The sequence below is a fragment of the Curtobacterium sp. B18 genome (assembly GCF_000333375.1).
Lineage (GTDB): Bacteria > Actinomycetota > Actinomycetes > Actinomycetales > Microbacteriaceae > Curtobacterium.
Genome location: NZ_BACZ01000377.1, coordinates 1 through 10854 on the forward strand (window position 1 = coordinate 1; position 10854 = coordinate 10854).

At 71.5% G+C, this 10854-nt stretch carries 10 protein-coding genes; all 10 read right to left on the reverse strand.

The genetic code is table 11. The annotated features are described in order from the left end of the window. Nucleotides 1-3240, reverse strand: a 3240-nt coding sequence (gene gltB / locus I5E_RS10415) for a glutamate synthase large subunit (RefSeq protein ID WP_042723765.1), incomplete at its 3' end; no start/stop codon positions are given. A 290-nt stretch (nucleotides 3241-3530) separates the two neighbouring features. After that, entirely contained in the window at nucleotides 3531-4529 is a 999-nt protein-coding gene (gene lgt, locus I5E_RS10420; protein ID WP_022906926.1) for a prolipoprotein diacylglyceryl transferase, read from the reverse strand. A gap of 216 nt (nucleotides 4530-4745) precedes the next feature. Further along, the gene (gene trpA / locus I5E_RS10425; protein ID WP_022906927.1) at nucleotides 4746-5540 is read right to left on the reverse strand and encodes a tryptophan synthase subunit alpha; all 795 of its coding nucleotides are present in this window, start codon (nucleotides 5538-5540) and stop codon (nucleotides 4746-4748) included. Beyond that, complete coding sequence (gene trpB, locus I5E_RS10430) at nucleotides 5537-6751, reverse strand: tryptophan synthase subunit beta (protein ID WP_022906928.1); 1215 nt, start codon at nucleotides 6749-6751, stop codon at nucleotides 5537-5539. The genes trpA and trpB overlap by 4 nt, the downstream gene beginning before the upstream one ends. Nucleotides 6752-6892: 141 nt before the next feature. Continuing rightward, nucleotides 6893-7678 (reverse strand): indole-3-glycerol phosphate synthase TrpC, encoded by a 786-nt coding sequence (gene trpC / locus I5E_RS10435; RefSeq protein WP_031262166.1) that lies wholly within the window; start codon nucleotides 7676-7678, stop codon nucleotides 6893-6895. A gap of 16 nt (nucleotides 7679-7694) precedes the next feature. Continuing rightward, complete coding sequence (locus I5E_RS10440) at nucleotides 7695-7934, reverse strand: HGxxPAAW family protein (RefSeq protein WP_022906930.1); 240 nt, start codon at nucleotides 7932-7934, stop codon at nucleotides 7695-7697. Continuing rightward, complete coding sequence (locus I5E_RS10445; protein ID WP_022906931.1) at nucleotides 7931-8647, reverse strand: Trp biosynthesis-associated membrane protein; 717 nt, start codon at nucleotides 8645-8647, stop codon at nucleotides 7931-7933. The genes I5E_RS10440 and I5E_RS10445 overlap by 4 nt, the downstream gene beginning before the upstream one ends. Further along, complete coding sequence (locus I5E_RS10450) at nucleotides 8644-10188, reverse strand: anthranilate synthase component I (protein ID WP_022906932.1); 1545 nt, start codon at nucleotides 10186-10188, stop codon at nucleotides 8644-8646. Before I5E_RS10450 ends, I5E_RS10445 begins: the two co-directional genes overlap by 4 nt. Next, nucleotides 10185-10646, reverse strand: a complete 462-nt coding sequence (hisI, locus tag I5E_RS10455) for a phosphoribosyl-AMP cyclohydrolase (protein ID WP_022906933.1) — start codon at nucleotides 10644-10646, stop codon at nucleotides 10185-10187. The genes I5E_RS10450 and hisI overlap by 4 nt, the downstream gene beginning before the upstream one ends. 25 nt (nucleotides 10647-10671) lie before the next feature. Further along, nucleotides 10672-10854 (reverse strand): HisA/HisF-related TIM barrel protein (locus I5E_RS10460; protein ID WP_031262168.1); only part of this gene is annotated, 183 nt, incomplete at its 5' end.

Here is a 10854-nt window from a genome sequence, read left to right on the forward strand (position 1 = left end):
GTCCACCTGCACGACGACGCGGTCGCGCATGCCGTTCAGCATGAGCGTCTGCTGCGTCTCGGCGAGGCCGATCTCCCACGGAGTGCCGGCGTGCTTGAGCGAGTTCAGCGGCGAAGCGCCCGTACCACCGTCGTGCCCGGAGACCAGGACGACGTCGGCGAGGGCCTTCGTCACACCGGCGGCGACGGCGCCGATGCCCGACTGGCTGACGAGCTTCACGTGGACGCGTGCGGACGGGTTCGCCCGCTTCACGTCGAAGATCAGCTGCTTGAGGTCCTCGATCGAGTAGATGTCGTGGTGCGGCGGTGGCGAGATCAGGCCGACACCGGCGGTCGCGTGCCGGGTGCGGGCCACCCACGGGTAGACCTTGGTCGGGGGCAGCTGCCCGCCCTCGCCCGGCTTCGCACCCTGCGCCATCTTCAGCTGGATGTCGGTCGCGTGCGTCAGGTACATGCTCGTGACGCCGAAGCGCCCGGACGCGACCTGCTTGATCGCGCTGCGACGCTCGGGGTCGAGCAGGCGGTCGACGTCCTCGCCGCCCTCACCCGTGTTGGACCGACCGCCCAGCCGGTTCATCGCGATCGCGAGGGTCTCGTGCGCTTCCTTCGAGATCGACCCGTAGGACATCGCACCGGTGTTGAACCGCTTCACGATCGACTCGATCGGCTCGACCTCGTCGAGCGGGACCGGCTTGCGGGCGCCCTGCGCGAACCGGAACAGGCCGCGGAGGGTCATGAGCTGCTCGGACTGGTCGTCGACGGCCTGCGAGTAATCGCGGAAGATGTCGTACCGGCGCGAGCGCGTGGCGTGCTGCAGCCGGAAGACCGTGTCCGGGTTGAAGAGGTGCGGCGGGCCTTCCCGACGCCACTGGTACTCGCCGCCGGTCTGCAGGCGCTCGTGGGAGAGCACCGCGCCGTCCTGCGGGTAGGCCTGGGCGTGCCGCTCGGCGTTCTCCTTGGCGATGACCTCGATGCCGACACCCCCGAGGATCGAGGACGTCCCCGTGAAGTACCGGTCGACGAACTCCTGGCTGAGCCCGACGGCCTCGAAGGCCTGCGCTCCGGCGTAGCTCGACACCGTCGAGATGCCCATCTTCGACATGATCTTCAGGACGCCCTTGCCGAGCGCCTTGATCACGTTCTTGACGGCCTGCTCCGGGGTGATGCCGGTGATCATGCCCTGGCGGACCAGGATCTCGCAGGTCTCCATCGCCAGGTACGGGTTGATCGCCGAGGCGCCGTAGCCGATGAGGGTCGCGACGTGGTGGACCTCGCGCACGTCGCCGGCCTCGACGATGAGCCCGACCTTCATGCGCTGCTCGGTGCGGATGAGGTGGTGGTGGACCGCGGCGAGCAGCAGCAGGCTCGGAACCGGGGCCTGCTCGGCGTTGCCGTCACGGTCGGACAGCACGATGAACTGCTTGCCCGACTCGATCGCGGCGTCGACCTCGTCGCAGACGGCGGCGATCCGCTTCTGCATGGCCTTCTTGCCGGCGTCGACGCGGTACAGGCCCTTGATCGTGACGGTCAGGTGCCGACCGGACTCGGTCTCGAAGTGCTGGATCTTCGCGAGCTCGTCGTTGTCGATCACCGGGAAGTCGAGCGTGATCTGCTTCGCGTGCTCGGGACCGGCGGTGAGCAGGTTGCGCTCCGGCCCGAGGCCCATGCCCATCGAGGTGATGACCTGTTCGCGGATCGAGTCGAGCGGCGGGTTCGTCACCTGCGCGAACTGCTGCGTGAAGTAGTCGAAGAGCAGGCGGGGCCGCTGGGACAGCACCGCGATCGGCGTGTCCGACCCCATCGCACCGAGCGGCTCCGCCCCGGTCTGCGCCATCGGACGCAGCAGGATGCGGACCTCTTCCTCGGTGTAGCCGAAGGCGCGCTGACGACGGGTCACGGACGCCGGCGTGTGCACGATGTGCTCGCGGTCGGGCAGGTCGGCGAGGTTGATCCGCCCGCCGTCGAGCCACTCGCCCCACGGACCGGAGGTCGCCAGCTCGCGCTTGACCTCGTCGTCCTCGATGATGCGGCCCGCCTCGGTGTCGACGAGGAACATCCGGCCGGGACGCAGACGGCCCTTGCGGACCACCTTGTCGGCGGGCACGTCGATGACACCGGTCTCGGACCCCATCACGATGAGACCGTCGTCGGTCACGAGGAAGCGGCCGGGACGCAGGCCGTTGCGGTCGAGCGTCGCGCCGACCAGCGTGCCGTCCGTGAACGTGATGGCGGCGGGTCCGTCCCACGGCTCCATGAGCATCGAGTGGTACTCGTAGAACGCGCGGAGCTCGGGGTCCATCCCCGTCTGGTTCTCCCACGCTTCCGGCACCATCATCGAGACCGCGTGCGGCAGCGACCGGCCGGTGAGCGTCAGGAGCTCGAGCACCTCGTCGAAGGACGCCGAGTCGCTCGCACCGGGGCTGACGATCGGCAGCAGCGGTGCCATGTCCCCGAGGAGCTCGCTCTGGAGCTGGGACTGGCGGGCGCGCATCCAGTTCCGGTTGCCGCGGACGGTGTTGATCTCACCGTTGTGCGCGAGTGTCCGGAACGGCTGGGCGAGCGGCCACGACGGGAACGTGTTCGTCGAGTACCGGGAGTGCACGATGGCGAGCTTCGACGCGAAGCGGTCGTCGCTGAGGTCCGGGTAGAACGGCTCGAGCTGGAGCGTCGTGACCATGCCCTTGTAGACCATGGTCCGGCTCGACAGCGACATGAAGTACACCTCGCTGTCGTGCTCGGCACGCTTGCGGAGGCGGAAGGGCTGACGGTCGAGCGCGACACCGCTCCAGGACGCGCCGTGCACGTCGTGGCGGATCGAGGCGACGAAGAGCTGCTCGAACGCGGGCATCGCTGCACGTGCCAGGGTGCCGAGCACCTCGGGACGGACGGGCACCTCGCGCCAGCCGATGACACGCAGGCCCTCTTCACGGGCCAGGCGCTCCACGGCGCCCTTCGCCGCGTGACGGTCGTCCTCGTTGACCGGCAGGTAGGCGGTCCCCACCGCGTACTCCCCCGCGGCCGGCAGCTCGAACGGCGCCACGGCACGGAAGAAGTCGTCCGGCACCTGGCAGAGGATGCCCGCGCCGTCACCGGTCCCGGCGTCCGAACCCACCGCACCGCGGTGTTCGAGGTTGCGCAGCGCACCGAGGGCGGCGTCGACGATGTCGTGCCCCGCGGTGCCGCGGAGCGTGGCGACCATGGCCAGGCCGCACGCGTCCTTCTCGTTCGCCGGGTCGTACATGCCGGCGGCGTCCGGGATCGCGGAGAACCGACGGTGCGGCGGCTGGAGTGCCGCCGGGGACTGGGGTGGCTGGAGCGCCATGGGGAACCGTCCTCACGAGGAAGTGGAACAGGGACAGCGGTGGCCCGGTGGTGCGTTCCGCCCGCAGTGGGCGGGACTGGTGCCCGTGCCCGCCGACAGTGAGTTGCCCTGGCGGCGTGCGAGGAGTCGGACCAGCTCGTGGCGGGTCCAGGGTGGTGCTGCTGGCACGCGGTACCGATCCGGGATCGGTCACGCAGGAGGGGTGCTTCCTACGCGCGGCCAGCGGTGCTGCTGGTGACCGGATCGGATTCGGTGACGGCCGCCGGAGCGTCGTCGTCGTGCTCCGACCAGGTGTCGTCCGAGTCTACCCCGGACTTCGCGCGCGGCTCGCGACCGGGCAGGTACGGGCTCGGCTCCTGGCCGAGGTGCCGCCGCGACTGCACGAGGAAGATGATGATGCCGAGCAGGATCGCCGCGAAGGACATCCACACGTTCGTCCGGATGCCGAAGAACGTCTCGCTCGTGTCGACGCGGATGGACTCGAGCACCGAACGGCCGATGCCGTACCAGATGAGGTAGAGCGACAGGACCTTGCCCCACTGCAGACGGAACTTCTTGTCGAGCAGGAGGATGACGACGACGCCGACGACGTTCCAGATGATCTCGTAGAGGAACGTCGGGTGGAACAGCGTGCCCTCGGGCAGCCCCTTCGGGAACGCCGCGTTCGACGACTCGATCTGGAGCCCCCAGGGCAGGCTGGTCGGCATGCCGAACAGCTCGTGGTTGAAGTAGTTGCCGAGCCGCCCGAACGCCTGGGCGAGCAGCACGCCCGGGACGACGGCGTCGATGAAGGCGGTGAAGCGGAGCCCGACCTGGCGGCAGCCGATCCAGGCGCCGACCGACCCGAGGATGAGCGCACCGAAGATGGCGAGCCCGCCTTCCCAGACGTAGAGGAAGGAGAGCGGGTCACGCCCGGCGCCGAAGTAGTCGCTGACGTGCGTGAACACGTGGAACAGCCGTCCGCCGATGATGCCGGCCGGGACCGCCCAGATCGCGATGTCGATGATGATCCAGCGTTCGACGCCGCGCGCGTTGAGCCGGCGGTTCGCGAGGACCACGGCGGCGACGATGCCGAGCAGGATGCAGATCGCGTACGCGTGGATGCGGAAGTCGAGCGGCAGCGACCAGCCGAACACGTCGCGCAGCCAGGCGGTCAGGTCGAAGTACTGCCACGCGGTGCTCGGGCTCGGGATGCTCAGGAGGGGCATGGAGGTGCTGTCGCCTTTCGGTGCTGGCTGGGCGCGGTACCGACGTGCCGTCGGCCCCGCTCACTGTAGCGCGGGACGTGCGTGCGGCAGGAACCGAGGGAGCGGTCCTGTGGAAACTGTGACCGTCGGGAGGCGCGGTGCGAGCCGGACACGTCAGGTCCCGCGCCGCGGTGCGGGTGGGCCGACGGGACGGCCGGCACCGCGCCTCCTGGACGGTCAGCGGCGCGTCGCGCCGGAGGTGAGGTCGGCCGCCCGGTCGGCGACGCCCTGCACCCCGAGGTCGGCGAGGGCCCGCACGAAGGCGGACCCGATGATCGCGCCGTCGGCGTACTCGAGGACCTCGCGGACCTGCTCCGCCGTCGAGATGCCGAGGCCGACGCAGGTGCGGTCGACGCCGGCCTCGCGGAGCCGGGACACGACGGTGCGGGCGGCGACGTCGACGCCGACGCGGGCGCCGGTCACGCCCATCGTCGACACGGCGTAGACGAACCCGCGGCTCGCCTCGACGGCCTGCCGCATCCGGTGGTCGGTCGAGGACGGCGCGGCGAGGAACACGCGGTCGAGGCCGGTGCGCTCGGACGCGTCGATCCAGGTGCGGCCCTCGTCGGGGATGAGGTCCGGGGTGATGAGCCCGGAGGCACCGGAGGCGACGAGGTCGTCGGCGAACCGCTCCACGCCGTACCGGAGCACCGGGTTCCAGTAGGTCATCACGAGGACGGGCACGTCGGCACGTTCGGTGATCTGGTGCACGGCATCGAACACCTGCGCCACGCGGAAGCCGCCGGCGAGGCTCTCCTCCGCCGCCCGCTGGATGACCGGACCGTCCATCACCGGGTCGGAGTACGGCAGCCCGAGCTCGATGACGTCGACGCCGTTCTCGGCCAGGGCCACGGCGGCGTCGACGCTCGTCTGCAGGTCGGGGTAGCCGGCCGGCAGGTAGCCGACGACGGCTCCGGCGCGTTCGGCGTTGGCGGTGTCGATCGTCGTCGCGACGGTCTTGGTCGTGGTCACAGCTGCACCGCGTTCTCGTCGAGGATGCCGAAGTAGCGACTGGCGGACGCGACGTCCTTGTCACCCCGGCCGGACAGGTTCACGAGGATGACGCCCTCGGGGCCGAGCTCCTTGCCGAGCTGCATCGCGCCGGCGAGGGCGTGCGACGACTCGATCGCCGGGATGATGCCCTCGGTCTGGCTGAGCAGCCGGAACGCCTCCATCGCCTCGGTGTCGGTGATCGGCGAGTACTTCGCCCGCCCGATCGAGGCCAGGTAGGCGTGCTCGGGTCCGACGCTCGGGTAGTCGAGCCCGGCGGAGATGCTGTGGCTCTCGATGGTCTGGCCGTCCTCGTCCTGCATGAGGTAGGACTTCGTGCCCTGCAGGACACCCTCGCGGCCGAGCGTGATGCTGGCGGCGTGCCGACCGGTCTCGACACCCTCGCCACCGGCCTCGAAGCCGTGCAGCGCCACGGACTCGTCGTCGAGGAACGCCTCGAAGATCCCCATCGCGTTCGAGCCGCCGCCGACGCACGCGGCGACGGCGTCGGGCAGGCGTCCGACGAGGTCGAGGACCTGCTGCCGTGCCTCTTCGCCGATCACCTTGTGGAACTCGCGCACCATCTCGGGGAACGGGTGCGGCCCGGCGACGGTCCCGAGCAGGTAGTGCGTCGAGTCGACGTTCGCGACCCAGTCGCGCAGCGCGTCGTTGATGGCGTCCTTCAGGGTGCGCGAGCCGGTCTCGACCGGGACCACCTCGGCGCCGAGCAGTCGCATGCGGGCGACGTTCAGCGCCTGTCGCTCGGTGTCGACGGCGCCCATGTACACGACGCAGTCCATCCCGAACAGCGCCGCCGCGGTGGCCGTCGCGACCCCGTGCTGGCCGGCGCCGGTCTCGGCGATGAGGCGCGTCTTGCCGAGCCGCTTCGCCACGAGCGCCTGCCCGAGCACGTTGTTGATCTTGTGCGAGCCGGTGTGGTTGAGGTCCTCACGCTTGAGGATGACCCGGGCACCGCCGGCGTGCTTGGCGAACCGGGGCACCTCGGTGATGATCGACGGACGTCCGGTGTAGTCGCGCTGGAGGTCGTCGAGTTCCTTCCGGAACGCCGGGTCCGCCCAGGCGTCGCGGAACGCCGCTTCGAGTTCGTCGAGCGCGAGGACGAGCGACTCGGGGACGAACCGCCCGCCGAAGTCGCCGAAGTACGGTCCGTGCAGGTCGCGGAGTGAGGTCACGATGGGTCTCCCGGGACACGCCCGGCGAACCGGGCTGGGACGGGCCCGGCGAACCGGGCGGGGTGCCCGGCGAACCGGGCGGGATGCCCGGCGGTGCCGGGCGGGGTGCTCGGCAGTGCCGGGCGGGGACGGTCGTCGTCGTCAGTCGCGGTCGGCGGCTCGGATGAACGACGCGAGTGTGGCGGCGGGGTCGTCGCCCGTCACGAGCGCCTCCCCCACGAGGACGACGTCGGCTCCGGCGGCGCGGTAGTGCGCCACGTCGGCGGGGCCGGCGACCGCGGACTCGGCGACGCGCACGACCCCGTCGGGGATGCGGTCGGCGAGCGAGCCGAACAGGTCGCGGTCGAGCGAGAAGTCGGTGAGGTCGCGGGCGTTCACCCCGAGGATCCGGGCGCCGGCGTCCAGGCCGCGTGCGACCTCGTCCGCCGAGTGCGCCTCGACCAGGACCCGCATGCCGAGTTCCTCGGCCAGGGTGTGGAGCTCGACCAGCTGCTGCTGCTCGAGCGCCGCGACGATCAGGAGCACGACGTCCGCTCCGGCGGCTCGCGCCTCGATCACCTGGTAGGGATCGGCGATGAAGTCCTTGCGGAGGACGGGGACGCCCACGCGGGCCTTGACCGCTTCGAGGTCGGCGAGGGAGCCGAGGAACTTGCGCCCCTCGGTCAGCACGCTGATGGTCGACGCGCCGCCGCGTTCGTAGTCGGCGGCGAGGGCAGCGGGGTCCTCGATGGTGGCCATGGACCCGCGGGACGGGCTGGCGCGCTTGACCTCGGCGAGGATCTTCACCCGGTCACCGGGCGCCAGGAACGCGAGGGCGTCGAGCGGGGACGCGACGCGGTCCAGGTCACGTTCGACGTCCGAGTAGGGACGGTCGACGCGACGGGCCGCGGCGTCCTCGAGCGCGCCCGCGACGAGGGTCTCGAGCACGTTCGGCATGCCGGACCTACTCCGCGTGGTGCTTGGGGACGAACTTCGGACCGTCGACGCCGTAGCCCGCCTTCTTCATGACGCCACCGACGATGAGGCCGATGAGCACCACGCCGGCGGAGGCCCAGACGCCCCACGGCTGGTCGAACCAGAAGAACAGCGTGCCGGCCGCGAATCCGATCAACATGATCACGACGGCGGTCCAGGCTGCCGGCGAGTGGCCTTCGCCGAGTTCTGCGGGCTCAGTGTTGCTCACGGTGCTCCTCGTTCTGCTTCGGCGCCGTCGTTCGACCGGCGTCCCCTCGATCCTACCGTGTCGTCCGCTGCTGCCCCGGCCGTGTCGTCCGGCCCGGCGACCGGTTCCGACGTCGGGTCGACACCGGCGCTCAGGTCGTCCCAGTCCACGACCGCGTCCCGTTCGACGGGTGCTGCGGCACGCGCGTCGGCCGCGGCTCCGGCGGTCGCGGCGCCGTACTTGCGGCTCGGTCCCGGCCAGGACCGCTGCACGACCATCACCACGACGCCGAGGAGCACCGCGAGCACGCCGCCCGCGATGCCGACGGCCGGCCACGCCGACACGTCGACGGTCGACACGACACGGCGCACGGCGGACAGGTCGGCCACGCCGGCGACCTCGCCCACGGCACCCTTCGCCGCGGCGACCGGGTCGGCCAGCGCGGTGATCCCGGACACCACGACACCGGCGCCGAGCAGGATCTCGACGGCGGCCAGCACGATCCGGACGACGCGTCCGGCGATGGTCATCGCGAGGAAGAGCGCGAGGCTGGCGATCGCCAGGGCGGTGTACTGGGGCACCGCCGCGGCACCGTCGGCGTCGACCTTCGCGGCGACGGCGGCACCCGGGTGCAGGTGCACGGTGAACCACGTCTGGGTCCACGAGAGCATGATGATGCCGGCCACGGCGAGGCCGGCGACGACGACGAGCGGCCGGGAGCGCCGCGCCCTCACGAGTGCACCCCGCGCATCCGGTTCGCGGTCGCGATGGCACGCAGCGGCGCGGCGGCCTTGTTCACGGCCTCGATGTGCTCGGTCTCCGGGTCGGAGTCGGCCACGAGCCCGGCCCCGGCCTGCACCCGTGCCACGCCGTCCTTGATGAGCGCGCTGCGGATCGCGATCGCGAGGTCGGCGTCGCCGGCGAAGTCGAAGTACCCGACGACCCCGGCGTACGCGCCGCGCGTGGCGGGCTCGAGCTCGTCGATGATCTCCAGCGCCCGCGGCTTCGGCGCCCCGGACAGGGTGCCGGCCGGGAACGTCGCGCGGAACACGTCGATCGCCGACGCATCCGGTCGCACGGCACCCTCGACGCTCGACACCAGGTGCATGATGTGGCTGAACCGCTCCACCGTCATGAACTCGGTCACGGCGACCGTGCCGGGCTCGCAGACCTTCTGCAGGTCGTTCCGCGCGAGGTCGACGAGCATCAGGTGCTCGGCGCGCTCCTTGGGATCCTCGAGCAGCTCCTCGCCGAGGCGGACGTCCGACTCGGGCGTCGCACCGCGCGGACGCGACCCGGCGATCGGGTGGGTGATGGCACGACCGGCCTGCACCTTCACGAGGGCCTCTGGTGATGCGCCGACGATCCAGAACCGCTCGTCGGCGGTGTCCGCGAGCGACAGGAAGTACATGTACGGGCTCGGGTTGAGCGTCCGCAGCACGCGGTAGACGTCGAGCGGGTCCGCGGTGACCTCGTGGTCGAACCGCTGCGAGATGACGACCTGGAAGACGTCGCCGTCGCGGATGAAGCCCTTCGACCGCTCGACCGCGGCCATGTAGTCCTCGGGGGTGGAGCGGTGCGTCGGGGTCGGCTCGGCGATGTCGAAGGCCTCGGCGACCGTCGCGAGCGAGGGTCGGACGAGGTCACCCTGCATGCGGTCGAGCCGGGCCTGCGCGTCCGCCCACATGGTGTCGGCGTCGTCGGCCCCGTCGTTCAGCACGCTGGCGACGAGCAGGACGAGCCCGGTGCGGTGGTCGAGCGCGGCGAGCTCGGACACGAACGCGAGGGCCTGCCCCGGCACGTCGAAGTCGGCCGGCGGCACGTTCGGCAGGTGCTCGAGCTGGCGCACGGCCTCCCAGCCGATGAACCCGACGGTGCCGCCGACGAGCGGCGGCGTGCCGGGGATGCGCGGGGTCGCCCAGCGCTCGTGCAAGCGCGCGAGCACCTCGAGCGGCTCGCCGTCGAGCGAGTCCACCGCGCGGGAAGCCGGGATGCCGGTGTCGATCCAGGCCGCGCGGTCGTCGTCCTGGGTGAGCACCCCGAAGCTGCGCACGCCGACGAACGACCAGCGCGACCAGAGGCCGCCCTGCCCGGCCGACTCGAGCAGGAAGGTGCCGGGCCGGCCGTCCGCGAGCTTGCGGTAGACGCCGACCGGCGTCTCGCTGTCGGCGTAGAGGGCACGGACGACCGGGACGACGCGGTGGCCGTCCAGCAGGCCGTCGAACTCCGGACGGGAGGTCGTGTGCGGCGTGTCGGAGAGCGTCGCGGTCGTCATCGGGTCGCCTCCACGGCCCCACCGGCGGGAGCGGACGTGCCGTCGGCGGGAGCGGCGCCGCCGTCGGCGGGTGCCGACACGCCGCCTGCGGGCGCGGACGCCGTCACGGGGTCGAGCGGGTCGACGTCGAAGCAGCGGTGGGCACCGGTGTGGCAGGCCGCACCGACCTGCTCGACCGTGACGAGCAGGGTGTCCGCGTCGCAGTCGAGCGCGGCGCCGCGCACGTACTGCGCGTGCCCCGAGGTGTCGCCCTTGCGCCAGTACTCCTTGCGGGAGCGCGACCAGAAGGTCACCCGTCCCTCGGTGAGGGTGCGGCGGAGGGCTTCCCGGTCCATGTAGCCGAGCATGAGGACGTCCTTCGACGACTCCTCTTGCACGACGGCGGGGAGCAGCCCGTCCGCACCGAACCGTGCGCGGTCGAGGACCGCGTCCGTGCTGGTGCTGGTGCTGTCGGTCATGAGACTCCTAGCCTACGGCGGCGGGTCAGCGGACGGCGTGCCCGGTCGCGCGCAGCGCGGCCTTCACGTCGCCGATGGTCATCTCGCCACGGTGGAAGACGCTGGCGGCGAGGACGGCGTCCGCACCCGCGTCGATCGCGGGGGCGAAGTGCTCGAGCCGACCCGCGCCTCCCGAAGCGATGACCGGCACCGTCGCGATCGCGCGCCC

Coding starts and splice junctions, on each gene's coding strand:
- lgt (WP_022906926.1), bottom strand. CDS start 4,529: ATGCCCCTCCTGAGCATCCCGAGCCCGAGCACCGCGTGGCAGTACTTC.
- I5E_RS10450 (WP_022906932.1), bottom strand. CDS start 10,188: ATGACGACCGCGACGCTCTCCGACACGCCGCACACGACCTCCCGTCCG.
- hisI (WP_022906933.1), bottom strand. CDS start 10,646: ATGACCGACAGCACCAGCACCAGCACGGACGCGGTCCTCGACCGCGCA.